Origin of the sequence: Marinobacter sp. F3R08, from assembly GCF_018860425.1 — a bacterium.
In the GTDB taxonomy this organism is placed as follows: Bacteria; Pseudomonadota; Gammaproteobacteria; order Pseudomonadales; family Oleiphilaceae; genus Marinobacter.
The window spans coordinates 136,294-162,337 of record NZ_JAHKPI010000020.1; the positions used below are offsets into that span (position 1 = coordinate 136,294).

At 56.6% G+C, this 26,044-nt stretch carries 24 protein-coding genes; 3 read left to right on the top strand and 21 right to left on the bottom strand.

Annotation, left to right across the window (positions count from 1 at the left end; translation table 11 throughout):
* Nucleotides 1–21: 21 nt before the first annotated feature.
* Both KO499_RS12990 and KO499_RS12995 read right to left on the bottom strand, forming a co-directional pair.
* Nucleotides 22–2,364, bottom strand: a complete 2,343-nt coding sequence (locus KO499_RS12990) for a Tex family protein (protein WP_215984179.1) — start codon at nucleotides 2,362–2,364, stop codon at nucleotides 22–24.
* Nucleotides 2,365–2,413: 49 nt separating this feature from the next.
* On the bottom strand, nucleotides 2,414–4,150 hold the full coding sequence (locus KO499_RS12995) for a putative bifunctional diguanylate cyclase/phosphodiesterase (protein ID WP_215984180.1): 1,737 nt from the start codon (nucleotides 4,148–4,150) through the stop codon (nucleotides 2,414–2,416).
* Between the two features lie 143 nt (nucleotides 4,151–4,293).
* Between KO499_RS12995 and rep the strand changes: the two genes are divergently transcribed.
* Nucleotides 4,294–6,312, top strand: coding sequence for a DNA helicase Rep (rep, locus tag KO499_RS13000; protein WP_215984181.1), 2,019 nt, complete (start codon nucleotides 4,294–4,296; stop codon nucleotides 6,310–6,312).
* A gap of 92 nt (nucleotides 6,313–6,404) precedes the next feature.
* Here the strand turns inward: rep and KO499_RS13005 are convergent, their stop codons facing one another.
* A complete protein-coding gene (locus tag KO499_RS13005) occupies nucleotides 6,405–6,818 on the bottom strand; it encodes a c-type cytochrome (protein ID WP_215984182.1) in 414 nt (137 codons plus the stop codon).
* Nucleotides 6,819–7,020: 202 nt separating this feature from the next.
* Between KO499_RS13005 and KO499_RS13010 the strand changes: the two genes are divergently transcribed.
* Entirely contained in the window at nucleotides 7,021–7,359 is a 339-nt protein-coding gene (locus tag KO499_RS13010) for a hypothetical protein (protein ID WP_215984183.1), read from the top strand.
* Nucleotides 7,360–7,373: 14 nt separating this feature from the next.
* A complete protein-coding gene (locus tag KO499_RS13015; protein WP_215984184.1) occupies nucleotides 7,374–8,501 on the top strand; it encodes a phospholipase A in 1,128 nt (375 codons plus the stop codon).
* A 49-nt stretch (nucleotides 8,502–8,550) separates the two neighbouring features.
* Here KO499_RS13015 and KO499_RS13020 read toward each other — a convergent pair whose 3' ends face one another.
* The 18 genes from KO499_RS13020 to KO499_RS13105 form a co-directional block, all read right to left on the bottom strand.
* Complete coding sequence (locus tag KO499_RS13020; RefSeq protein ID WP_215984185.1) at nucleotides 8,551–9,909, bottom strand: phosphomannomutase; 1,359 nt, start codon at nucleotides 9,907–9,909, stop codon at nucleotides 8,551–8,553.
* A gap of 9 nt (nucleotides 9,910–9,918) precedes the next feature.
* A complete protein-coding gene (bfr, locus tag KO499_RS13025) occupies nucleotides 9,919–10,395 on the bottom strand; it encodes a bacterioferritin (protein WP_215984186.1) in 477 nt (158 codons plus the stop codon).
* 89 nt (nucleotides 10,396–10,484) lie between these two features.
* Nucleotides 10,485–10,691: a bacterioferritin-associated ferredoxin gene (locus KO499_RS13030; RefSeq protein WP_215984187.1), complete on the bottom strand. Its 207-nt coding sequence runs from the start codon at nucleotides 10,689–10,691 to the stop codon at nucleotides 10,485–10,487.
* Nucleotides 10,692–10,798: 107 nt separating this feature from the next.
* On the bottom strand, nucleotides 10,799–12,085 hold the full coding sequence (gene pepQ / locus KO499_RS13035; RefSeq protein WP_215984188.1) for a Xaa-Pro dipeptidase: 1,287 nt from the start codon (nucleotides 12,083–12,085) through the stop codon (nucleotides 10,799–10,801).
* Entirely contained in the window at nucleotides 12,075–12,992 is a 918-nt protein-coding gene (locus KO499_RS13040) for a LysR family transcriptional regulator (RefSeq protein WP_215984189.1), read from the bottom strand. The genes pepQ and KO499_RS13040 overlap by 11 nt, the downstream gene beginning before the upstream one ends.
* A gap of 75 nt (nucleotides 12,993–13,067) precedes the next feature.
* Nucleotides 13,068–14,078, bottom strand: a complete 1,011-nt coding sequence (locus tag KO499_RS13045) for an ABC transporter ATP-binding protein (protein WP_215984190.1) — start codon at nucleotides 14,076–14,078, stop codon at nucleotides 13,068–13,070.
* Nucleotides 14,075–15,073: an ABC transporter ATP-binding protein gene (locus KO499_RS13050; RefSeq protein ID WP_215984191.1), complete on the bottom strand. Its 999-nt coding sequence runs from the start codon at nucleotides 15,071–15,073 to the stop codon at nucleotides 14,075–14,077. Before KO499_RS13050 ends, KO499_RS13045 begins: the two co-directional genes overlap by 4 nt.
* A 4-nt stretch (nucleotides 15,074–15,077) precedes the next feature.
* Nucleotides 15,078–16,010 carry an ABC transporter permease gene (locus tag KO499_RS13055; protein ID WP_215984192.1) on the bottom strand — a complete coding sequence of 311 codons (933 nt, stop codon included), beginning with the start codon at nucleotides 16,008–16,010 and terminating at the stop codon, nucleotides 15,078–15,080.
* Entirely contained in the window at nucleotides 16,007–17,056 is a 1,050-nt protein-coding gene (locus KO499_RS13060) for an ABC transporter permease (RefSeq protein WP_215984193.1), read from the bottom strand. The genes KO499_RS13055 and KO499_RS13060 overlap by 4 nt, the downstream gene beginning before the upstream one ends.
* A 77-nt stretch (nucleotides 17,057–17,133) precedes the next feature.
* A complete protein-coding gene (locus tag KO499_RS13065) occupies nucleotides 17,134–18,696 on the bottom strand; it encodes an ABC transporter substrate-binding protein (RefSeq protein WP_215984194.1) in 1,563 nt (520 codons plus the stop codon).
* A 157-nt stretch (nucleotides 18,697–18,853) separates the two neighbouring features.
* Nucleotides 18,854–19,579 carry an LrgB family protein gene (locus KO499_RS13070; RefSeq protein ID WP_215984195.1) on the bottom strand — a complete coding sequence of 242 codons (726 nt, stop codon included), beginning with the start codon at nucleotides 19,577–19,579 and terminating at the stop codon, nucleotides 18,854–18,856.
* Nucleotides 19,569–19,928 (bottom strand): CidA/LrgA family protein, encoded by a 360-nt coding sequence (locus KO499_RS13075; RefSeq protein WP_215984196.1) that lies wholly within the window; start codon nucleotides 19,926–19,928, stop codon nucleotides 19,569–19,571. Before KO499_RS13075 ends, KO499_RS13070 begins: the two co-directional genes overlap by 11 nt.
* Nucleotides 19,929–20,082: 154 nt before the next feature.
* Complete coding sequence (gene hisI, locus KO499_RS13080) at nucleotides 20,083–20,592, bottom strand: phosphoribosyl-AMP cyclohydrolase (RefSeq protein ID WP_215984197.1); 510 nt, start codon at nucleotides 20,590–20,592, stop codon at nucleotides 20,083–20,085.
* A 29-nt stretch (nucleotides 20,593–20,621) separates the two neighbouring features.
* The gene (locus tag KO499_RS13085; RefSeq protein ID WP_215984198.1) at nucleotides 20,622–21,998 is read right to left on the bottom strand and encodes a dihydroorotase; all 1,377 of its coding nucleotides are present in this window, start codon (nucleotides 21,996–21,998) and stop codon (nucleotides 20,622–20,624) included.
* Entirely contained in the window at nucleotides 21,995–23,413 is a 1,419-nt protein-coding gene (gene cysS / locus KO499_RS13090) for a cysteine--tRNA ligase (protein ID WP_215984199.1), read from the bottom strand. The genes KO499_RS13085 and cysS overlap by 4 nt, the downstream gene beginning before the upstream one ends.
* Nucleotides 23,414–23,487: 74 nt before the next feature.
* The gene (gene folE2 / locus KO499_RS13095) at nucleotides 23,488–24,381 is read right to left on the bottom strand and encodes a GTP cyclohydrolase FolE2 (protein WP_215984200.1); all 894 of its coding nucleotides are present in this window, start codon (nucleotides 24,379–24,381) and stop codon (nucleotides 23,488–23,490) included.
* Nucleotides 24,382–24,447: 66 nt separating this feature from the next.
* A complete protein-coding gene (locus KO499_RS13100; RefSeq protein ID WP_215984201.1) occupies nucleotides 24,448–24,843 on the bottom strand; it encodes a Fur family transcriptional regulator in 396 nt (131 codons plus the stop codon).
* Nucleotides 24,844–24,886: 43 nt separating this feature from the next.
* Entirely contained in the window at nucleotides 24,887–25,909 is a 1,023-nt protein-coding gene (locus KO499_RS13105) for a zinc ABC transporter substrate-binding protein (protein WP_215984202.1), read from the bottom strand.
* Nucleotides 25,910–26,044: the final 135 nt, after the last annotated feature.

Sequence of the window (26,044 nt, forward strand, 5' to 3'; positions counted from 1 at the left end):
GGTGAAAAGATTGTAAACCCTTTAACGGCTGCCCTTGCGCGCCGAAGCAAGCGCCTGAGCCAACGCGCCCGCCATGGCACCTTGTTGAGATTTCTGTCCGGAACTACCACTGTTGTCGTTCCGGTTACTCGCTTTGCGGCCGGCTCCGGAGCGATTGGCAGCCATTGGCTTGCCTTCATTTTTTTCGCCCGGCTGATCATCCATTCGCATGGTCAGGGCAATTCGCTTGCGCGGAATGTCCACATCCATCACTTTCACTTTGACGATGTCCCCGGCCTTGACCACCTCGCGAGGGTCTTTGACAAAGGTGTGGGACAGCGCGGAGATGTGTACCAGACCGTCCTGATGAACCCCGATATCCACGAAGGCTCCGAAGTTGGTGACATTGGTCACCGAGCCTTCCAGCACCATACCCGGCTTCAGATCACTGAGGGTTTCAACACCCTCCTCAAAGCTGGCAAACCGGAACTCCGGGCGAGGATCACGGCCCGGCTTCTCCAGTTCCGACATGATGTCCTTGATCGTCGGCAAACCGAACTGTTCTGTTACGTAATCCTGCGGATTCAGACCACGAAGAAAAGCGGCGTCCCCGATTATGTCGTCCACCTTGCGGTTATTCCGCTTTGCGATGGCCTCAACCACACCATAGGCTTCCGGGTGAACAGAGGACCGGTCCAGCGGGTTCTCGCCACCGGCAATGCGCAGAAAGCCTGCAGCCTGCTCGAACGTGCGGTCCCCGAGCCGGGTGACCTTGAGCAGCTGCTTGCGGTTGCGGAATATACCGTTCTGATTACGGAACTCGATAATGTTCTGGGCAATGGTCTGATTCAGGCCAGACACCCGGGCCAGCAATGGCGCGGACGCGGTGTTCAGATCCACACCAACGCCGTTTACACAGTCTTCCACCACGGCATCGAGGCTCCGGGATAACTGCACCTGGGATACATCATGCTGGTACTGCCCCACCCCGATGGATTTCGGTTCGATTTTTACCAGCTCGGCTAATGGGTCCTGCAGCCGGCGGGCAATGGAAACTGCGCCACGGATGGTGACATCCAGATCCGGCAGTTCTTTGGAGGCAAACTCGGAGGCCGAGTAGACCGAAGCACCCGATTCACTGACCACAATGCGGGCCAGCTTCAGTTCCGGGTAACGCTTGCTCAGGTCGGCGACCAGCTTCTCGGTTTCCCGGGACGCTGTGCCATTGCCAATCGCGACCAGTTCGATCTGATATTCGCGGCACCAGACTGCCAGCTGTTCGATAGAGCGGTCCCACTGGTTCTGGGGAGCATGCGGGAAAATGGCACCATGCCCGGCAACCTGGCCGGTGCCGTCAATAACGGCCACCTTGACGCCGGTTCGCAGCCCAGGATCCAGCCCCAGAGTCGGGCGCGGGCCGGCCGGCGCCAGCAGCAGAAGATCTTTAAGGTTGGCGGCAAACACGTTGATGGCCTCGGTTTCCGCAGCCTCACGCACCTGAGCCATCAGATCGGTTTCAATCTGGGTGGAAAGCTTAACCCGCCAGGTCCAGCGCACCACTTCCGACAACCACTTGTCGGCAGCGCGGCCGTTGTCGCGGATATTCCAGCGCGCAGCAATACGCTGCTCTGCCGGATGGGGTGCCCGACGATCGTCTTCAGCATCACCAACCACAATGGTATAGCCAAGGATGCCTTCGTTCCGGCCCCGCAGGATGGCAAGGGCACGGTGAGAAGGCACTTTTTTCAGAGGCTCCACATGGTCGAAATAATCCCGGAACTTGGCACCTTCGTTTTCCTTGCCCTCGACCACGGTCACTTTCAGCTGCCCTTCCTGCCAGATGAAGTCCCGCAGGCTACCCAGCAGTTCGGCGTCCTCGGCAAAGCGCTCCATCAGTATGTAACGGGCACCGTCCAGCGCAGCCTTGGTGTCCTCCACGCCAGCATCCTTATTCAGATAAGCCTGGGCGGTGGCCTCGGGATCTAGCGTGGGGTCTTCATAAAGGGCATCGGCCAGAGGTTCCAGGCCCGCTTCCCGGGCAATCTGTGCCTTGGTCCGGCGCTTGGGCTTGTAAGGCAGGTAGAGATCTTCCAGACGGTTCTTGGTATCCGCTTCACCAATACTGGCCTTGAGTTCATCGGTCAGCTTACCCTGCTCTTCGATACTCTTGAGGATGGTGGCACGGCGGTCTTCCAGTTCCCGCAAATAACGCAGACGCTCTTCCAGGTTCCTCAGCTGGCTATCGTCCAGCGAGCCTGTGATCTCTTTCCGGTAACGGGCGATAAACGGGACGGTAGCACCCTCGTCGAGCAGGGCGACGGTGGCATTAACCTGTTGCTCGCGGACACCGAGCTCGTCGGCGATACGCCTGGAGATACTGTTCATGCAACCTCTGTCTGATGCTTTGCTAATAAACCAGCAAAGGTACAGCGGGTTACTGCTGCAGGCAAGCGGCCTGACCCCGCTTGTTCAGGAATTGCACAAGATCCGCCCAGGGCATGGGTCTGGCGTAGTAGTAACCCTGGATTTCATCACAATGTTGTTGGCGCAGAAATTCCAGCTGACCTTCGGTTTCAACGCCTTCTGCAACCACGCTGATCTGAAGGCTGTGCGCCAGACTGATAATGGCCCGGATAATGTGCTCTGCATCTGCCGAATTACCGAGCTCCTGAACGAATGACTTATCGATTTTCACCAGAGAAATAGGCAGATGCTGGAGATTGCTCAGAGAGGAAAAGCCGGTGCCAAAGTCATCAAGGGCAAAACTGATGCCCAACTGGTTCAGTTCCCGCAGGCAGCGCTGGGCGTATTCCGGATCATGCATCATGGCACTCTCGGTCAGCTCCAGTTCCAGCAGACTGGTATCCACGTTAGCGTTGAAGATAATCCTGAAAATGGTTTCGGTCATCTTGCGGTCGTGAAACTGGCGGAACGACAGATTGACGGCAAACACCAGACCTGGAAACCCGAGTTCGGATGACTCCTGCAGGCGCTTACAGGCCTGCTCGATCACCCAGTAACCGATGGGCACAATCAGCCCGCTACGCTCGGCCACCGGAATGAATTCGTCTGGCCCCACCAACCCACGTTCCGGATGATTCCAGCGCAGCAGACACTCAACACCCCGGGGCTCGTCGGTAGCCAGATCGATCCGGGGCTGGTAGTAAAGTTCCAGTTCATTGGCCCGGAGCGCGTTGCGCAGATCAGCTTCCAGCCGGAGCTGGTAACCCGCAGAAATATGTAACTGCCGGTCGTAGAAACGATAACTGGTACCCGGATCACGCTTGGCTTCAAACATGGCACGGTTGGCGCGGCGCAGGAGATTTTCGGGGCTGTCGCCAGCTTCCGGATAGGTTGCGACGCCGAGACTGGCACTGACGACCACCGTCTGGCCATCAATCGTAACCGGCTCATCAAGGGCGTTGACCACCTTGCGGATAATCTGGGTGATATCCAGGGAATCCTCGACCTTTTCAATGATAATGGCCAGTTCGTCTCCCCCGATACGCATCAGCGAATCGACGCGCCGGAGGGAACTCCGGAGTCGTTCGGCCAGTTTAATCATCAACTGGTCGCTTTTCTGGTAGCCGAACGATTCATTAATGCTGCGGAAATCATCAATATTCAGATGCAACAGCGCCAGTCGGTGGCTCGCGCGCTCAGCCCGCAAAAGTGCTTGCTGAAGACGATCGAAGAACAGATCCCGGTTGATAAAGCCGGAGGCAACCTCACGACCCAGTTGACCGTGAGCGGATTCGGACAACCGATCCCGATACCAGAGGCATTTGATAGCCCGACAGAAACTCCATTGATCCAGGTTCTGACGACAGAGGTAATCCGCCGCACCAGCCGCGAGCAGGTCGGGCGCACGTTCGCGAGAATGCTCGGCACTCAGGGCCAATACGGGTTTTTCACTGCCGGCGACAGCCAGGTATTGCAGGAAAGAGGCTTCGGACCCGGCATGAAACACGCAATCCCAGACGACAACATCAAAACTGGCATTACGGATCAGATCGTCGCAGTCAACCAGATCAGGACACCAGGTAACGTCCGCACTGAGTTCGACGTCATACGCCAGAAGCGCTTTCAGCCAGAGAAAATCCGCGTAATCTGGTGTCAGAACCAATAGGCCTAACTCTCCTGGCCTCATGGTTTCCAGTGGCAATGTCATCAAGCAGGATCCATTTATGCGTGAACAACCGATTCCATTCTGTTAATCATAGTCGATAGATCTCCAAGGTACACCAACTCTGTCTGGTGTAGAATACCCTCACGTCCTTTATCCCCATTTCGTTCCGGTCTGGCCACTTATTTGTGAACAAGCTCAATCCGAGACAAAGCGAAGCAGTCCGCTATGCCGATGGCCCCATGCTGGTACTCGCAGGTGCCGGTAGCGGAAAAACCAGCGTGATCACTCGCAAGATCGCCTACCTTATCGAGCAACTCGGAATACCCGGGCGTCATATTGCTGCCGTCACCTTCACCAACAAGGCTGCCCGGGAAATGAAGGAGCGGGTTGGCCGGATCGTTGACCGGAAGCTGACCCGTGGGCTGATCGTATCCACGTTTCATAACCTTGGCCTCAACATGATCCGGGAGGAGCACACCCATCTCGGTTACCACCCCGGCTTTTCCATTTTCGACGCCGAAGACGCCAAAGCCCTGATGCAGGATCTGATGCTCCGGGAGGCCAGTGCCGAGGCTGGTGATGAGCTCAACGATATCCAGATGACCATATCGTCGTGGAAAAACGCCATGCGCGGCCCGGCAGAAGCCCTGAGCAAGGCCGCCGATGAGCGGGAACAACGCATTGCGATCATCTACAAGCAATACAACGAGTACCTCAAGGCGTACAACGCGGTCGATTTTGACGACCTGATCCTGCTGCCGGTCATGCTGTTCCGCTCACAGCCAGACGTTCTCGCCAAATGGCGCCGTAAAATCCGCTACATGCTGGTGGATGAGTACCAGGACACCAACGTGTGTCAGTACGAACTGGTGAAGCTGCTGGTGGCAGAGAGGGCGGCTTTTACCGTGGTGGGCGATGACGACCAGTCGATCTATGCCTGGCGCGGCGCCCGACCGGAAAACCTGGCACAGCTCAAGGAAGACTTCCCAAGCCTGAAGGTCGTTAAACTGGAACAGAATTACCGATCCACCGCCCGAATCCTGCGTGGCGCCAACACTGTGATCGCCAACAATCCCCACGCGTTTGAAAAGGCCCTGTGGAGTGATCACACCATCGGCGAGGAAATCCGGATTGTCAGGTGCCGAAACGAGGACGCTGAAACGGACCGGGTTGCCACCGAGATTCTGGATCAGAAGCTGAAAAAAGGCCTCGACTTCCGGGACTTTGCCGTACTGTACCGGGGTAATCACCAGGCCCGGCTGCTGGAAATGAAACTGCAGGCCTATCAGATCCCCTATCGCATCTCCGGAGGCCAGTCCTTTTTCTCGAAGAACGAGATCAAGGATGCCATGTCTTACCTGCGCCTACTGATCAATCCGGATGACGACGCCGCCTTCCTGCGGGTCGTCAACGTGCCGCGCCGGGAAATCGGCCCGCGTACCCTTGAGCAGCTCAGCCACTATGCCCGCTCCCGGAATGTCAGCCTGTTCAAGGCACTGGGCGACATGGGCGCCGAGACCCATGTCACTGAAAAGGGCCTGGACCGGCTAAGGCGCTTTGCTCACTGGGTAGACGCGACCTGTGAACGACTGCACAGCGAGAATCCGATTCCCGTTATCAAGCAACTGTTTACAGACATCGAATACGAAGAGTGGCTGCACCAGCACTCCGGTACGCCAAAGCAGGCCGAGCGGCGCATGGAGAACATCTGGTACCTGGTGGAATCGATCCAGCGCATGCTCGACGATGGCAAGGGCACGGCCGATGAGCTGGGCATTGAAGATGCCATCACCAAACTGATCCTCCGGGACATGATGGAACAACGGGAAGAGGATGACGACAGCGACAAGGTCCAGCTGCTAACCCTGCACGCCTCCAAGGGCCTGGAGTTTCCCCATGTCTTCATAATGGGGCTCGAGGAAGAAATCCTGCCTCATCGCAGCAGCATCGAGGAAGGCAATATCGAGGAAGAGCGTCGCCTGATGTACGTGGGCATCACCCGGGCCCGGGAAACACTCACCCTGACCTACGCAGCCACCCGCAAACAGTACGGGGAAAAGCTGGAAACAATTCCGAGCCGATTCCTGGATGAACTTCCGGAGGAAGACCTTAAATGGGAGGGTACCGGCGATCTGGATGTCGAAGCCAACCAGAAAAAAGGAAAGGCAACGCTCAGCGCATTGATTGGCGACCTCGGCCTCTAAACCGCGGCCTTTGCCCAAGCGCTGAAACCCTTGCGCACCGGAGATACAAAAAAGCCCCCGGAGTCCGGAGGCTTTGTATTCAGAGACTCAGCTTACTGACTCTCTGCGACCATATGCTCGACAGCGGCCTGAATTTCTTCATCGGCGCAGTTCGCACAGCCGCCTTTGGCAGGCATGGCGTTAAAGCCATTAAGGGCATGACTGACCAGAGTCTCCAGGCCCTTGTCGATACGAGGCGCCCAGGCATCCGTATTGCCGATCACAGGTGCACCAGCAGCACCGGTGGTATGACACGCCATGCAGACCGCATCATAAACTTCACTACCTGAACGAGGGCCGGAACTGGCCGTTTCGGTCGGAGCAGCGGCACTGCCACACTCATCACCCTGCAGACATACTTCGCCCACCGGCTGGATACGTGCACGGATTTCATCTTCGACACTTGCCAATACGGCGCCAGCTGTCAGGCCGAAACCGACTAATACTGCAGCCAGGACTCTCTTCATCTTCACAATGCACCTCGCATTTGAGCGTTATAATCTTCGGTTGCCGCATTATAGCGACTGAAACCTGGCAAAAAAACCAAACAGCAAAATCATAAATTGATTTCAACCATTTTAGTTGCGATTTCGTAAGTCGAAGAGTGTTTCCCGGACAATCCGGTTACCATGGCGTTTGCCGACGTTTTAACATTCAGGACCTGTTTCCATGACGAATACGGAACCGACTTCCCCTCATCCCCTGCGCAAACCACTGCTGATCACTGAATTTACGGCGCTCGCTGTTTTGCTCGCATCAATGGGATGGTTTTCCAGTCAGACCAACGAAGGTCAAACAATCAGTGCCGCCTGGTTACTGATCCCGGCCTTCGCCAGTCTGGGAGTCTTTCTCAGTTTTATCGGATTGATGTACCTCCGCTGGATTGCGTCCACAGAGAGCGGAAACCAGTTTCGCCACAAAGTCATTTTCTCGCTTCTGACCGTCACCCTGGTCGGCGTATGGATTTACAGCATTGCCAACACCTGGTTCAGTCTGACCGCCAGCTAGGAGATACATTGATCATGACATCCTCACAGGTCTCGGCGCCACCAACGGCACCTATCACGATCTCTTTGCTGCTGTCGCTGCCCCTCACGGTGGTGGCGCAGACCAACGAGCCCCCAGCCATCGATTCGCCCGACCAATGTGCGCTGATTGCCGACGGAATTAAACGACTGGCCTGCTTCGACAATTTTTATAAGCCGGCAGAGCGCCAGGCCCAGGCCTCCGAAAGTGCCAAAGAACAAGCCGAGGAGAGCGTGGCGAAACTGGCGCCGAACGGAGAGGACATCGATGCCATTGCCGGCAATGGCTCGGAAGGTGATCCTGACTCAGGTGTGATGGCGGCCCTGGTCGACCGCTACGTGGCGGCAGAAAAGGCCATATTCTCATTCTCCGGCAGTTTCGTCGGGCATCGCCCCACCTACATCCTGCCAGCCAGTTGGGTGAAAGACCCGAACGACACACCACTCAGTCCCCGACTTGGCGCCACGGGATACGATTATGAACTGGAACGTGAAGAGGCCAAGTACCAGATCAGCTTCAAGGTTCCGTTGCTGACCGGAATTCTGGATGATCGAACAACCCTCTGGTTTGGCTATACGCAGACGTCATTCTGGCAAGTCTACAACCAGGACGATTCGGCGCCGTTCAGAGAAACCAACTATGAACCCGAGATATTTGCCCGATATCAAGTTGACTGGGACCTCGGGCCGGGTCGCCTGAATGCCCTCACTATCGGTTTCAACCACCAGTCCAACGGACAATCAGAGCCCCGATCCCGCAGCTGGAACCGGATTATGGGGTCCGCAGCCTACAGCTATGATCGCTGGCTTTTCATGGTTCAACCCTGGTACCGGATTCCGGAAAACAACAATGATGACAACGAGGATATCGAGCGCTATCTGGGGCACGCTAACTACTATGCGGTCTACAAGCTGAGCGAGGACCGAACGTTTTCATTGCGCCTGATGAATAACCTGCGATCCGATGACAACAAAACGTCAGTGGAGTTCGGCTACAGTTTTCCGATGGGAGATACGATCAAGGGCTTCTTCCAGTACTACAACGGCTATGGAGAAAGCCTGATCGACTATAACCACCGGATCCAGCGGTTTGGTGTGGGGATTATGCTGAACGACTGGCTCTGACCTTGCCTTGACACTGCAGCCCGGGGCCGACCGGCCCCGGGCTGCAGTGCTAACCCTCTTCGTTCAACCTCTGCATTTCTGCGAGCAATTCTTCCGTTTTTTCTTCCATCAACGGAATATCCGCCCTCGACTCCACGTTCAGACGCACAACCGGTTCGGTGTTGGACATCCGGAGGTTGAAGCGCCAGTCGTCGAACTCGATGCTGACACCGTCTACGTGGCTGACGCTCTTCGCGCCGATGGCGTATTTGGCCTCAATCGCTGCAATGACCCTCGCCGGATCATTGATGGTGCGATTGATTTCGCCACTGGCCGGGTAGGCCTCGATTCGGGCGTCAATCAGGGATGACAGGGTCTGACCAGACTGACAAAGACGTTCGGCGACCAGCAGCCAGGGGATCATGCCGCTGTCGCAGTAGGCGAAATCACGGAAATAGTGATGGGCACTCATCTCACCGCCGTAGACGGCGTCCTCATCCCGCATTCTCTGTTTGATGAAGGCGTGACCGGTTTTGCTTTCTATGGCTTCGCCACCGGCAGCTTCAACCAGATCGAGCGTGTTCCAGGTCAGACGCGGATCATGAATGACCTTGCCGCCGCCGGTTTTACGCAGGAACTGGTCGGCCAGCAGACCGACAATATAGTAGCCCTCGATGAAGCGGCCGTTCTCGTCGAAGAAAAAGCATCGGTCGTAGTCGCCGTCCCAGGCAATGCCCATGGCAGCCCCTTCCCTGATAACGGCATCGGCGGTGGCTGCGCGATTTTCCGGAAGGATGGGATTGGGAACGCCATTTGGAAAATGGCCGTCGGCTTGATGATGTACCTTCACGAATTCGAACGGCAGATGCCGTTCAAGCTCATCAATCACCAGGCCAGCGCCGCCATTACCTGCGTTAACCACGATGGTCATCGGCGTCAGAGATGTCGCATCCACATAGCCCAACAGATGGTCAATGTAAGCGCTCATCGCCTCCAGGGTTTCGTAACGCCCCTGTTCGGGCGCGTCTGAAAAAGGCTCCAGCACTCTGTCACGGATATCGTTCAGGCCGTTGTCGGAGCTGATCGGCCTGGATTCAGGGCCGACCATTTTCATACCGTTGTGGTCTTTGGGATTGTGGCTGGCGGTGACCATGATGCCACCATCCATCTTGTAGTGGCTGGTGGCAAAGTACACCTGCTCGGTACCGCACAGGCCGATATCGAAAACATCCGCTCCAGCCGCCATCAAACCGGAACTCAGCGCTTCGGCGATATCCGGACTGGAGAGGCGAATGTCGTAACCGACGATCACTTTTTTTGCGCCGGTGATTTCTACGTAAGCGCGCCCGATTTTTTCAGCCAGCGACGGATTCAGCTGATCCGGCACGCGGCCACGCAGGTCGTAGGCTTTAAAGCAGGACAGGTCCATTGTCTGAAGTTACTCCGCGGCAGATGACTGAAGCTGGATGTAATTCTGGATGCCCATCTGGGAAATCATTTCCAGCTGAGTTTCCAGCCAGTCAATGTGCTCTTCCTCGCTATCGAGAATACTGCGGAACAGCTGACGGCTGGCGTAATCCTGGATCTCTTCACAGTAGGCGATGGCTGCTTTCAGGTCAGCGTGAGCGATCTCTTCCAGCTTGAGGTCGCAGGAAATCATTTCCTCAACATTCTCTCCGATCAGCAGCTTGTTGAGATCCTGAAGATTGGGCAGACCCTCGAGAAACAGAATACGCTCGATCAGTTGATCTGCGTGCTTCATTTCATCGATGGACTCTTCGTACTCCTTGTCCGCCAGTTTGCAGATACCCCAGTCCTTGTACATGCGGGAATGGAGAAAGTACTGGTTGATCGCGGTCAACTCGTTGCCGAGGACCTTGTTCAAGTGCTGGATTACCTTTTTGTCGCCTTTCATAGTCGGGCTCCCTGATGGCTGGATGAATCAGCCTCTCAGGATAGCCCCTTATCAGGCGAGAGAAAAACAGAAACGAAAAATCAAATCGGTTATGCAGGCTGCGCCAGCATATTGGCCATGGCCAGATAGTCAGGCGCACGGCACTCACGCAGGATTTCCCGGGCAGTGCAGGCGCAGCGTCCACACTGGGTTCCTACACCCAACTCCTTTCCGAGCTGGCGCATTGAGGAAACGCCGTTATCAGCCGCTTCCCGAATTTCGCGATCGGTTACGCCGTGGCAAAGGCAAACGTACATAGCAATGTCTCACCCATGACAATAAAAGGTATTGATAATTATTGTCATTAACATCACGAAATGCAAGCCCGCTGATTTAAATCTGTGCAACGATTTGTGATTCGAGCTCACAGCTCACGGGTCAGATTCCGGGAACCGTCTTCCGTAACCACAAGGTTGTCCTCAATGCGGATGCCACCACAACCTCTCAGCCTGCTGATCAGCGGCTGGTTCAGGTACTGGCCCAATTCCCCCGCCAGCAGGGGATCCAATAACGAGGGAATGAAATAGAGTCCAGGCTCGATCGTCACCACCATTCCGGGCTCCAGCCTGCGGGTCAGACGAAGGAAAGGCGAGTCTTCCGGGGGCGGCGTTGGCTTTCCGGCCACATCGTGAACCTGAACCCCCAGAAAATGACCGATGCCATGTGGAAAGAAAACCCGGGTGATACCTTGCTCGACAATATCCCTGTCGTCCAGGTTCGACACCAGCCCGGTCGCGGATAGCAAGGCCGCAATGCCCTGATGGGTCTTACGATGTATGTCGATGTAATCTACATCAGGTGCCACCATGCCGCAGAGCCTTAACTGCAATCGCTCAAGCCCCTGAATCAGGGCGGCGAAGTGCTCCTCGTAAGGTCCAGCGGTGGTGCGTGTGATGTCAGAGCAATAGCCGCGAAAACGGACGCCAGCATCGATAAGCAGACTCCGGGGCTGTCCCCGAGGCCGAGTATCGAAGTACTGATAATGCAAAATCCCTGCGTGTTCGTTCAGACCGATGATACTCGGGTAAGGCGCGTCGGCTTCGCGCTGACCAGTCGCCTGCTGATAGGCCAGATTGATACCGAACTCACTTTCACCGTCGAGAAACGCCTCTCGGGCCGCAGCATGACCGTTCAATGCCAGTCTATTGGCCTGCGCGAGACATTCGATTTCGTATTGGGTTTTGCGCACACGGGTTTCATCCAGCTCCCTGAGCAACCCCTCAGGATTTGCTTCTCCCGTGACACCTTCGATCACGACCGGATCACCAATGACAGCCAGCTTGCCCGAATGCTCCAGCACCGGGGCTTTCGGGGAGGCACTGCTGCGAACGTCAATGAAATCTTGCCACGGCTCTTCCGTCAATGACGGACTCGCGTGCCAGAAGTCCACCGGTTCAAACAACCACAACACAGGCTTATGCCCTGCCCTGATCAAAAGCCAGCAATGCTCGCGGCCGGCCAGTCCTGTCCAGTGCAGAAAAGGGCCATAGCCCTGAAAATGCCAGGCCTGATCATCGCCATACCGGTACGGAGCAGCGCCGGATGCGATCAGCAAACTGTCGAAACCATGTGCGGCCAACGCCAATTCGTATCGGAGCTGTATTTCTTTAAGGTGATCCGTCTGCAGCGCCAGCAGGGCATCATGAGGCATAAACATCTTCCAGTTTCTTCCAGAGCGTCAAAAGATCGTCCGAGCGGGCATCCCTCCGCCGGATCAGGCGGATTTCCAGCGGCACGTCCCAGCTTTCATCACCCGCCCGTACCAGACTGCCAAACTGCTCACTTTTTTCCGTCATGCGCCTGGGCAGCCAGCCCATACCAAACCCCTGTTTGACCAGCGCCTTGATGCTGGCCGACTGGGTATTTTCATTCAGGGGCAACAGATTGGCCGTGAGCTTGCGCCGCACCAGATGGCCTTCAATCGCCGACTGAAGGAAACCACGCCTGTGATACGCGATGAGAGGTACCGGCTGATCCGGGCCACCCGGCAATGCAAACCGTGGGTGCCCGTCATCGTCAACGACACTGACGGGCACCAGCGATTCACGGGCCAGCACCAGCCATTCATAGCTGTCTGCCGCCAACCGCCCACGCCACGGCAGGTCGGTATGCCAGTAGCACAGCACGAGGTCACACTCGCCACTGTCCAGAGCTTCAAGGAATTGTTCGCCGACCCAGCTGGTGGCATTAAGGTTCAGCTGGAGACGTTCAGCGATACCCGTGTCCTTGGCCCAGCCCCGGTAGAAGTGGGAGAACAGGCCCTGAGTGGAGCCAACGCTGATCCGCGCAGAGGCTTCTGCCTCAAGCGCAGAAACACGCTCACGGGTATCCCGGACATCCCGGGTGACCCGCTCACACAGCTCCCGGAAAATCTCCCCCGCCGGTGTCAGTGACAGTGGCAGGGTCTGGCGATTGATCAAAGTGCTGCCCATGGCTTCTTCCAGCAGCTTGATCCGGCGGCTGAACGTAGGCTGGCTCACATGCTGCAACTCGGCAGCACGTGAGAAATGGCGCGTTCGAGCCAGCGCCAGAAAGTCTTCCAACCAGCGTACTTCCATGGAGTCCCCTGAGGGTAGAATGTTGTATCGAAGCGAGTTCTGTTGAAGGCATCATAGCCCATCGCACCGCCACCGTTACAACCGGCCCTCTTCCACCGCATGGCAGGCAACCTGAGTACCACTATCGGTGGTTATCAGTTGCGGCACCTCTTGCCGGCAGCGCTCATTGACATAGGGGCAACGACCATGGAACACGCACCCTGAAGGCAGGTTCACAGGCGTGGGCACTTCACCTTTCAGACGGATGTGATTGGGCCGATCATCTTCCAGTTTCGGAATGGCAGACAACAACGCCTGGGTATAAGGATGTCTCGGAGCGGCAAACAGTGTTTTGGTGTCCGCCAGCTCGCAGACCCGCCCAAGGTACATCACCGCCACCCGGGTGCCGAAATGCTCCACCACCGCCAGATCATGGGTAATGAACAGGTACGTCAGCCCCCGGCTTTCCTGAGCATCCATCAGCAGGTTCAGAACCTGCGCCTGGATGGAGACATCGAGGGCAGAAATGGGTTCGTCCGCAACGATAAACTCCGGATCTACGGCCAGTGCCCGGGCAATGGCTATCCGCTGGCGCTGGCCACCGGAAAACTCATGACCAAAACGACTGCCCCAGTCCGGGTCGATGCCCACCGACTGCATCACCTCCTGGATCTTGTCGCGAATCCGGGACTGCGACCAATCCGGATGGTGGAAACGAATCGGCTCTTCCAGGGTCTGCTGGATCGTCATACGCGGGTTCAGCGAGGCATAAGGATTCTGAAAGATCATCTGCATCTTGCGCCGAAACGGCAGCGAGTCCTTGCGCTCAAGGTTATCGATACGCTGGCCGTCGTAGTGGATCTCTCCGGCACTGGGCGAGAGCAGCCCCATCACGGTACGGGCTACCGTCGATTTGCCGCAGCCGGACTCACCCACAACACACAGCGCCTCACCTTTGTGCACATCCAGGTCGACACCATTGATGGCGTGCACGGCTTCCTGCTTGCGACGAAAACGACCGCCCTCAAACGTAATCTGCTCCAGCAAGCTGCCAGACAGGTCAAAGCGTTTCTCAAGGCCGCGAATACTTACCAACGGGGAGGTCATGATTCCGCCTCCTGCATGCGTTTCTCCTGCTCAATCAGATTGGCAACTTCGTAACAGGCGACACTCACGTTACCCGAGCGCACATACTCCGGCATCGACTGTTTGCATTGCTCGGTGGCGAAGTTGCAGCGGGGGTGAAACGGACAGCCTGTGGGCACGTTTTTCAATGACGGCATGGAACCGGGTATCTGAAAGAGCCGCTCTCCCGGCTCACCCATCTGGGGCAGCGCATTGATCAGGCCCTGGGTGTAGGGATGCTGGGCATCGTTGATGATTTCCCGGGTCGGGCCCTGCTCGATGATGCGCCCGGAATACATGACCAGCATCCGCTGGGTAACCTGGGAGACCACACCCAGATCATGGGTAATCAACATCAGGGCCACATTTTCCTGCTCGCACAGGTTCAACAGCAGATCCATAATCTCCGCCTGAATGGTCACATCCAGTGCCGTCGTTGGTTCGTCGGCAATGATGATCTCCGGATCAAGCAACAACGCGATGGCGATAATTACCCGCTGACGCATGCCCCCGGACAACTCGTGGGGGTATTGGTCCAGGCGCTTCTCCGGCGAAGGAATCTGCACCTTCTGCAGTCGGTCGAGGGCAATCGCCCGCGCTTCTTTCTTGCTGATACTCCGGTGCGCCAGGATAGACTCGACCATCTGGGTGCCGATGGTAAGCACGGGGTTCAGCGTCATCATCGGATCCTGGAAAATCATCGCTATGCGATTGCCGCGGATCCTGCGCAGCTCCCGCTCGCTCATGGCCGCCAGATCCTTGCCTTCAAACAGGATCTGCCCGCCAGCGATATAGCCAGGCTGGGCGATCAGGTTGAGAATGGAAAAGGCCGCCACCGATTTACCGGCACCGGACTCCCCTACCAGTCCCAGCCGCTCGCCCTTGTCCAGGCTGAAGCTGATGCCTCGCAACGCGGTCAGATCACCACCACGCACGGCAAAACGTACATCCAGATCTTTTACTTCCAACAGTGCCATGGTGTTACCCCTTGTACAGCCGTGGGTTCATCACATCCCGCAACCAGTCACCCAACAGATTGATGACCAGCACGAGCACCACCAGCACCAGGCCCGGGATCAGGGTGATCCACCAGGAGCCGCTCTGGATGTAATCAAAGCCAGATTTGATCAGCGAGCCCAGGGAGGGCTGGGTTTCCGGCATGCCAAGCCCCAGGAACGACAGGGCCGCTTCGGAAATAATGGCATTGGCAATCTGCACGGTGGCAATGACGAAGATCGGCGACAGGGTGTTGGGCAGTATGTGCCGGAACATGATCCGGCGGGTGCCAAAACCCATCACCTTCGCGGCGTCGACGTATTCCTTCTTTTTCTCCGCCAGCACCGAGGCACGCACGGTTCGGGCAATCTGGGGCCATTCTGCGACACCGATGATGAAGATCAGCATGTAGATGGCGATCTCACCGAACATCAGGTTACCGAAACTGGCCTTGAACACGGCACCGACAATAATCGCCACCATCAACGTGGAGAATGACAGCTGAACATCGGCGATGCGCATCAGTACCGCGTCGACCTTGCCGCCCAGGTAGCCGGCCATCAGTCCGAAGAGAATCCCCAGAAAAGCCTGCAGCACCACTGCCCCGAAACCAATCATCAGGGACACCCGGGTACCGTAAAGAATGGTGGACAGCAGATCCCGGCCCTGGGCATCCGTACCCAGCGGGAAAGCCGGGTCCGCACCGCTCATGCCCACCGGGGGCAGCTCGGAGTTCATGATATTGATCTGCGCCAGATCGTACGGGTCTGCCGGAGCCAGCAATGGCGCAAATACCGCGGCCAGGACCATCAGCAGCAGCACGGAAAAGCTGACAATCGCTACCTTGTCGCGTTTGAAGCTGTACCAGAAGAAGGACTCGCGGAAGCGGTCCCAGCGGGAAACCGTTGCCGTTGTCATGCTTTCTTTCCTGTCAGTTTGACGGTGGGATTAACCAGTCCGTAGATCAGGTCCACCAGAGTGTTGGTGACCACGAAGATCAGGCCCACAACCATCAGGTAGGCCACGATCAGTGGAATGTCACTGCGGGTAATCGCTTCCAGGAACATCAGCCCTACGCCGGGCCACTGGAACACGGTTTCCGTGAGAATGGTGTAGGCCACCATGATACCGATCTGTACACCACCGACGGTGATCACCGGCAGCATGGTGTTTTTCAGGGCATGCAGGAAGTTGATGCGCCCGGCGCTCAGGCCCTTGGCACGGGCGTAACGGACATAATCGCTTTGCAGTACTTCCATCATCTCGGCGCGGATCAGCCGGATAAACAGCGGCAACATGATCGAAGCCAGCGACACCGACGGCAGGACCAGGTGCATGAGACCCCCGCTGGAGAAAAAGCCCGACTCCCAGGTACCGAACAGGTGGATCAGGTCGTCACCCCGCCCATAGGACGGTAAGCCACCCTCGGTGCTAAAGAAATCATTCAGCCACTGCCCCCAGCCGGTGTCAGACGGGAACCAGCTCACCGTCACACCAATGGAAAACAGCTGAATCAACACAATGGCCGTCAGGAAAACCGGGATGGAAATTCCCACGGTGCTGACACCCATAAAGAATTTGGATAACCATGCCTGCGGTCGGATAGCGGCATACACACCGATGGGCACGGACAAAAACACGATAATCAGACTGGCACCGATCACCAGCTCCAGGGTTCCCGGCAGATGCTCGGCGATCACCTCAAGGGTCGGTTTGCTGTAGAAATAGGAGTTTCCCAGATCACCCTGCAGGGCATTGCCCGCAAAACGCAGGTACTGCACCACCATCGGGTCATTCAGCCCGAGTTCCTCACGAATGGCTTCCCGCTCCTCCTGGGAGACAGACATACCCACCATTTCCTGAAGCGGGTCTCCGAGACCATCCTGAATGGCGAAGGCGATAACACTGATCACGAACATGACCAGAAATGCCTGGGAAATTCGCTGAACCAAAAACGCTAACATGGAAAGCTTCCGGATAAGGCTTGCAAATAAAAGGCCGGCGCCGGATCACTCCCGCGCCGGCCGGCCATCAGAGGCGATTACTCAACAACCAGATCACCCAGGTAAGGGAAGTTCATGACATTGAGCACCGGCTCAATATTCACGTTCTTCTTGGAAGCCCAGGCCAGATCCTGCCAGTGCAGCGGAACAAAGGCCGCATCGTCGTAGAGACGCTGCTCCACTTCCTGAAGCATGGCGGCACGCTTGTCCAGATCTGTCTCAACGTTGGCTTTGTCGACCAGCGCGTCAATTTCCGCATTACAGTAGTTGCCAGCGTTGTACTGGCCAGCGCCGCTGTCGGCATCCGGACAGAAGGTCAGGAACTCATAGAAGTTGGCCGAGTCCTCAGTATCCGCATGCCAGCCGATCATCATCATGTCCGCGGCGCGGTTGTCATACTCAGGCCAGTACTGAGCCTTCGGCAGGGTTTTCAGGTCGACCTTGATATTGATACGGGCGAGCATGGCGGCCACCGCCTGAGCGATCTTGTCATCGTTCACATAACGGTTGTTCGGCGCCATCATGGTGATGGTGAAGCCATCCTCGTAACCCGCTTCCTTCATCAATTCCTGAGCCTTCGCGACATCAAAGCGCGGTGCCAGGGAGTCATTATGGCCCTGGTAGCCTGCCGGAGACATCTGGGCCGCCGGCGTGGCGAAGCCCTTCATGATCTTGGCCGCGATGCCTTCCTGGTTGATGGCGTAGGCAATAGCCTGACGAACCTTCGGATTCTTGAAGGCCTCTACCCGCTCCTGGTTCATGTGGAACAGGATGATTCGGGTACCGCTCATGGTTACCAGATTGGAGTTCTTGTCGTTGCGAATCCGTTCCAGGTCATTGGGCGGAACCGGGGCGACAAAATCAACACCACCAGACAGCAGGGCAGAAACCCGGGTGTTGTTCTCTTTGATCGGCGTCAGCACGATCTTGTCAACGTTACCCGGGGATTCGGTATCCCAGTAATCGTCGAAGCGCTCGAACTCGACACGGACACCCTGCTTACGCTCGGTCACTGTGTAGGGACCAGTACCGGACAGGTTCTCGGAGGCAAACGAATTGCCATGCTTGAGAATCTCGCTTTTGTCCTTGCCGCTTTCGGTCTGGCCGCTGTAGAACTCACTGTCCAGCGGAAAGATATACGTCGCCGTATTCAGCAGCAGCGGGTAGGGCTCGCTGGTCACCAGTTCAAAGGTGTAGTCATCGACAACGTTGATAGCGCTGAACGGCTTGAAGATCGCCTTAAAGTCCTGGCTCTGCTTCAGCCGGTCGAAGGTGAACTTCACATCCGCTGTAGTCAGCTCATTACCGGAATGGAACATGACGCCTTCACGGAGCTTGAAACGCATGGTCTTGTCATCGATCCGCTCCCAGCTTTCTGCCAGACGCGGCTCGAAGCCAAGGTCTTTGGTCCAGCGGAGCAGTGGATCGAAGGTCATATGGGACAACTGAAGGATGCCACCAGACAACTGCTCATGAATATCCAGGGTCACGGGGTCGGCGTCATACGCCATCTTCAGTTCTTTGGTCGCGTCAGCGGCCAGCGCTAGCGGCGCCGACGCCAGAGCCATGGAACCGACAAATGCTGCAATCAGTTTTTTCATCGCGTTTTCCGTCGCTGTTTTAGGAATTTTCACGGAACATCGGCGCAGAAGCACGCCGAATGCCTGGCCAACAAGCTAGTCTCGGAAAACACCTAGAGCAATCGAAATTGCGACATGGGGTTATACGTCAGGTGAATGACCTCTTGTGGGGCGCCATTCAGAGACGGAATACCAGAGGCAGAACCAGGGCCGTGAATACACCGGTAAGTCCCATACCCAGAGAGGCAAACGCACCTGCCGTGTGGCTGATTTCGAAAGCCCTGGCCGTGCCAACCGCGTGGCCGTTCAGGCCCAGTGCAAAACCAAGGATGCGTTCATCCCTGACCGGCAAAAGGCGCGCAAGCAGGTCAACGAAGAGGGTTGCCACCACACCGGTAATCAACAGCCCGCCCATCATCAATGGCACCGAACCACCCAGTTGCTCGGTAATACCGATGGCAATCGGTGCCGTTACTGATTTGGGCGCCAGTGACGCCAGCACCTCCGGTGTGGCGCCGAATGCCCAGCCAATCACCACGGCATAAACGGCCGCCATCGTCGCAGCAATTGGCAATGTCACCACAATCGGGCGCCACATGGCCCGAATATGGTGCATCTGCTGGTACAGCGGAATCCCCAGAGCCACAGTGGCAGGGCCAAGCAAAACGGTAAGCCAGAGGGCACCTTGTTGGTAATCCTGGTAATCCACCGCCAGAATCGCAATCACCCCGGATAACAGGCACGCCGACAAGAGCACGGGGGGCAGCCACAACGGCCTGCCTATCCGGGCAAACAGCCAGTTACCTGCCAGAAAGGCGCCCAGCGTCAAACCGATCGCCAGAATGGGCGTGACAGCAAGCGTCTCAAGCAGCCCCTGAAAGCGCGTAAACAGATCACTCGTCATGTTCCACGCCCCCGGCCGTCACCAGCTTCATCAACACCAGGGTCGTCAGCACGCTGAGAAAAGTGCCCGCAAGCAGAGCCACGGCAACGGCCAACCACTGCCCGGAGAACTGATCAGCGGTAAAGAACACACCCACAACACCCGGCATAATCAGCAGCACCAGTACCGAGATCAGTCCCTGACTGGCCAAAGCCAGGTCATCACTCACACTGCCCTTCACCATCAGCGTGAAGGTAATGGCCACCATTCCCAGCACACCACCACTGACCGGGAGCGCCAGGAGCACTCGCATGGATTCACCGAGAATAAAAAACAGCACCAGAATCAGAAAACCACGCAACATCGACATGCGCCCACACTCACCCGGGGAAAGAAGTGCCTTATACTAATGCCCCCACACCAATGCAGGAAGCCCGTAGCGCTCAAAGCGGCTATCCTGAAAGCGATTCCGTACCTTGCCGCTCAGCTATAAGCAGGACAGGTTCCCGGCCACACGGTTCATCTCAGAGCTTGGTGGGGTTGGGCGCATCGCCATAGACATCAACCGGATCGAATGTTTTTTCGTGCTCAACAAACACCAGGGCCTCGGTGTCGTTCCGTTCTTCCGCAACCGGAATCCGCCGGTAAAAGCAGGAACGATAGCCCACGTGGCAACTGGCACCGGATCCAGCCACCGACACTCTGAGCCAGATGGCATCCTGATCGTCATCAACACGCATTTCGACAACACGCTGAACCAAGCCACTCGTGGCTCCCTTATGCCAGATAACCTCTCGGCTGCGGCTCCAGTAATGGGCCTCACCCGTGACGATCGTTTTTTCCAAAGCTTCCAGATTCATGTAGCCCAGCATCAAGACTTCACCGCTGTCGGCCTCGGTGGTTATGCAGGCCACCAGGCCGTTCGAATCAAACGTTGGTGCAAGCTCGTGCCCTTCTTCTACCTGCTCAATCGATGTTCTGGGAGCAAGTTTCACCGGGCGAGGTTGTCGTGGATTGGAGGAATCAGTGGTCATGGCATTTTTCTCTCAATAGAAGTGTTCACTTAAACCAAAGCAGAGTTTGCTTCAGAGGTTTCCAGAAAACGGATAGGCCGGCCTTGGGGGCGGCTCACCAGCGCTTCATCACGCACTACCATCTGGCCACGAATAACGGTGTGGATGGGCCAGCCAGTGATGGATTTACCGTCATACGGGGTCCAGCCACTGCGACTGGCAATCCACTCATTGCAAATGCTCCGCTGGGCGGCGAGATCAACCAGAGTCAGGTCGGCGTCATAGCCCACGGCGATACGCCCTTTGCCTTCGATTCCGAAAATGCGGGCCGGCCCTGCGCTGGTCAGGTCCACCAGCCGTTGCAGGCTGAGACGTCCGGCATGCACGTGATCGAGCATCACCGGCAACAACGTCTGCACGCCGGTCATACCACTGGGCGACGAGGGATAGGGTTGCGCTTTCTCTTCCAGGGTATGCGGCGCGTGGTCACTGCCGATAACATCGACTACCCCCTCACGGATGGCGTGCCACAAGGCCTCCTGATGACGCTGTTCCCGCACCGGCGGGTTCATTTGCGCCAGGCTGCCCAGGCGCTGGTAGCACTCCGGTGCCGCCATGGTCAGGTGGTGGGGCGTCGTCTCCACCGTGACCCGGCGCTTATGCCGGGCAAGGTATTGCATTTCCTCGGCGCTTGAGACGTGAAGAACATGTAAGCGCCGCCCCGCCGCCTCAGCCAGGGCCACAATTCGTTGTGTCGCGTTGAGTGCGCTTGTGACATCACGCCATTCGGAGTGTTGGCATACATCCCCGCTGGCCTCCACAATGGCTTTGCGCTCACGCAGGCGGGTTTCATCTTCGGCGTGCACGGCCATACGCCGGTTCCCGTGGCGCAGAATGCTGCGTAATACCGCATCATTGTCAGCCAACAGATCACCAAAAGAGCTCCCCATAAAGACTTTCACGCCGGCACAGCCGGGCAGGGCTTCCAGGGTCTGCAACTGTTCAGCGTTGACCTCTGAGCCACCAATATAAAAGGCGTAGTCGCACCAGGCTCGGCCTTTGGCGGCGTCCAGTTTAGCCTGAAGATCTTCACGCCAGAGTGTCAGCGGATGAGTGTTGGGCATTTCAAAAACACCGGTCACACCGCCCAACACAGCACCCCGGGTGCCGGCTTCAAGATCTTCTTTATGGGTTAGCCCGGGCTCGCGAAAATGCACCTGGCTATCGATGACCCCTGGCAGTACATGCAGACCACGAGCGTTCAGTTGGGTATCTGCTGTCCACTGGTTTTGCAATGCACCCATTGCGACGATGCGGCCATCAACACAGGCAATATCGAGGCACCCGGCTCCGCCCGGCGTCACCACAGTGCCGTTAATAATCAACAGATCGGCATGACGTGAAGATGAGACGTTTCCCTGAGTCATGAACGCTTCACTCCCGACAGTGCACGGCTCGCCGCTGCGTCCTCAATGACCACGCCCGCGGCCTCGAGTTCGTTGCGTAGCGCATCCGCGCGAACAAAGTCACGTTGTTGCCGGGCCTCCTGCCGCAAACGCAGCAACGCCTCAATACGCTCGGGCGGGAGTTTCCCTTTCGTGCTTTCAACGGTGTTACTTTGCAATCTCTCCAGCGCTTCCATGGCCGGTTGTTGCAGCAGGCCCAGCAGTGCCGCAGAAGCCCTGAAGGTTAATGCCAGCTCTTCCTTCGCCTGGCTGGTTTCTGTCTGCTCCAGCAAATGACAGAGTTCGTGCATCCGTTTCAGTGCGCGCGATACATTCAGATCATCCCTTAACGCCGCCAGCAGCTGCATGTCTGGCCTGGTCTCATCCCATACTGTTTGCTTACGAGCCTCTGCTCTGGCCAAGGCTTTATACCAACGCGTCAAGGTCCGCCGGGACTGATCCAGCCGTTGATCATTCCAGTCAAGCGGGTTGCGATAGTGTGTGGACAGGAGTGCCAGCCGAATGGCTTCGCCTGAAGCTTCAGTGAGAAGGTCCCGCACCAACCGGACATTCCCCTGGGATTTCGACATCTTCTGTCCGTCGACAGTAACAAAGGAGTTGTGGACCCAGGTGTGACAGTAGAGAGCACCAGTGGCGCAAGTGCTTTGGGCAATCTCATTTTCGTGGTGAGGGAAGATGAGATCCTGGCCACCCCCATGAATGTCAATGGTCTTGCCCAGGTGCTCGCCAATCATGGCGGAGCATTCCACATGCCAACCGGGTCGCCCCCATCCCCAGGGACTTTCCCACCCCGGCTGATCAGCGCCGGATGGCTTCCAGAGAACGAAATCCAGCGGGCTTCGCTTGTAAGGCGCCACCTCAACACGCGCGCCAGCCAGCATGTCCTCCGGTTTACGCCTGGACAGCGCCCCATAGGCAGGGTAGGAAGAGACGTCAAAGAGCGCATGCCCTTGCGCCACATAGGCGTGGCCTCGATCAATCAGCGTCTGGATCAGCTCGATAATGGCCGGGATGTGCTCGGTGACACGAGGTTCCAGGTCCGGCGCCTCGATGCCCAGCGCCTTCATGTCCTGGTGGTAGGCCTTTATGTAGCGATTAGTGACAGTCTCAATCGGCACACCTTCGGCAGCCGCTGCGGCGTTGATCTTATCGTCCACATCCGTAAAGTTTCGGGCATAAAGAACGCAGCGAAAATCCTGGCGTAGCAGTCGGGCCAGCACATCGAAAATCACCGCTGGCCGCGCATTGCCTATATGGGCAAAGTTATAGACGGTTGGCCCACAGACATACAGTGTCACCCGACCGGGAAGCTCGGTTTTCAGTCGCTCTTTGCGGCCGGTAAGGCTGTTGTATAGCTGAATGGTGTCTGTGCTCACTGTTCGACTCCATGAACCTCTATCCGATTTCGAAGTGATACGCTTTGACTAGTCGACGAATCTGAGAGTGCTGGTTATACCGCAGAGGCGACCGCATCGTGGGAATGCAGGCTTTCAAGATGCCTGACATGAGTGCGAACGTTAGTGAAGTGGCCGGAGAGCGCACTCTGGATTCGGCGTGCGGCGTCCTCGACGTACATGAGATTCTGTCCATTGAGCAAGGCGAAAGCCTGCTCGTCCGCGCGTTTGACCGCTGTCTGTACCGGCGTTTTCAGAGCGCTTTCCACCTGCTCTATCAGGGACATCAATCCAAAGGTCGGCGCCGAGGCGAGGATGTCGACGCTGACGCTTGCCTCACTGCGCTGACTATGGGGCGTCGCCAGCGTTGCCTTCTTCTCCAGCCAGGCGACAACGTCTTCACGCGCCAGGGCATCGCCCTGAGGAAAATCCGCCCAGAAAAACTGCGCAATCAATTGTCGAGCCAGGGCGGCCGAGCATGGGCAGGTGGAGGAGTACTCAACGGTGATCGAACCTTTAAGCTTAAAAACACCACGGATCAGCGTCGCCTCGATTCGGACAGGATACGCCTTCCAGCCGGCCAAATCCGGTGATTGAAGCGCCGGTCTTCGGGCGAGGAGCTTGAAGTCCAGACACAACTTTGCGCTATCGGTATGACAGTCTCGGTGGCTATGCACCATCTGCTCAAGCAGGCTTTTCAGGTGCTCAGGCAACATGACCTCCTGCCGGGATGCATCATCCAGTATCCGATAGAGGCGCGACATATGAATACCCTTTACAGTCGCAACCGGCAGATTGACACGGGCATCGACAACAGCATGGAGAGGGCCAGCACACCCTTGCTCCGCGAGGTTCACAGGAACATCGATTCCGCTCATTCCCACCCACTCTAAAGGGGCCTGGATCTGAGGCGTTTCATTGGAAGCAACGTCGGGCAACTCTTTTTCCATAGTGAATCAACATCCGGTTGGTGAATCATCGGTTCAACGGCAAATCGGGAGGCCGAGTTGCCGTTACTACTTGTTTCGTTTGCTACTGACGCATGTCGAGCAGGCACCGTGGATTTCGATGACGGACCGACAGACGGCAAAATCCATCTGAGCCAGGCACTCGTGTAATTGTCTGATCTCCCTGGCTTCCGTTAGCTGATGGATGTGACCGCAATGGTCACAGATGGCAAAGGCAGTCAGTTCCGTCTCGTCTTTAGGTGACACGCGAATGTACGCATGCAGGCTTTCGAGTTTCTGCGCCAACCCAAGGTCAATCAGTTTCTCCAGCGCCCGGTATACCTGAACGGCCCCCCGAAAGCCGGTCTTCTCCAGGATTGCGTACGCGCCGATGGGCTTGCCAGTCTGCTCAAGCACCTCAAGAACCTTGCGCTGATTCGATGTGAGACGAATCATGGAATCCATTTTTCGAAGCCGTGCATCAGGGCCCGGCGCCTGAGGACCGGGTTCAGCTCCGAGGCTTGCATGTTTCCAGACTCGTCATCACCCCGTTTATAAGGTTGACATAGTGGCCTCTGCCAACCTCGATATCAGCGCCCAGAGGATCCATTACGCCAATGGTTTCAACCTCGGTATTCTCGAACACGGTATCGAGCAAACCCGGGTTGAATTGGGGTTCAGTGAAAGAACAGGTCACACCAAGTTCGGTCACGGTGGACTGAATTTCCCGAATCCTGGCCGGGCTTGGATCGGAGGCGTCAGATAAAGCAATGGCCCCGGCTGCTGTCAGCCCGAAACGCCGCTCGAAATATTGATAGGCATCGTGGAAAACAATGAACCGAATACCCTCAAGGTTATGGGCCCGCTCGTCGAGAGATGCCCTCAGCTCGTCCATGGATTGCCCGAACGACCGGGCATTTTCACGGTAAATATCGGCATTTTGTACATCATGTTCCGAGAGTATTCTGGCGATTTCCTCGGCCCAGACTTTCGCATTGACCGGATCGAGCCAGGCATGAGGATCATGTTCACCGTGATGATGGTGGTGCTCACTTTCCGCGTGATGTTCTTCATCGTGATGCTCTTCATCATCGTGATGGCCTTCATCATCGTGATGGCCCTCTTCCTGTTCGTCATGATGATCCCCCTCACCTGCATGATCATGAGCCTCAAACGTCGCACCCTCGCGATACTCGTGTTTGACGGTAGCTGCCAGCTCAAGGAGTTCGACTTTTGTTGCTGATCCGGCCAGATTCGCCAACGAGTTCTCCAGCCACGGCGTCAATTCGTTACTGACCCAAAAAACGACATCGGCCTCCGACAACGCCTCTGCTTCAGACGGTCTCAATGAATAACCGTGTGGCGATGCTTCTGACTGAACCAGCAAATCCGGCTGCCCCACCCCTTCCATGACCTGGCTTACAATGGAATGAACAGGCGCAATATCAACCGACACTCTGGGAGGGTTCGCAAACACGAGGGCAGGTAAAAGTGCACTGGCAAAACCTGTTAACAACACGGGGCGAAACATTCGGAAGCTCCTGTAAAATTTAAAACGGGTAATACCCCGTTAGCCGCGGCGAAGGGTGACCTGAAGAATGTTATGTTATAACATATCATTTAATTTGAAAACCACGCGTTTAGCCAGCTCGCAAAGATCGAACAT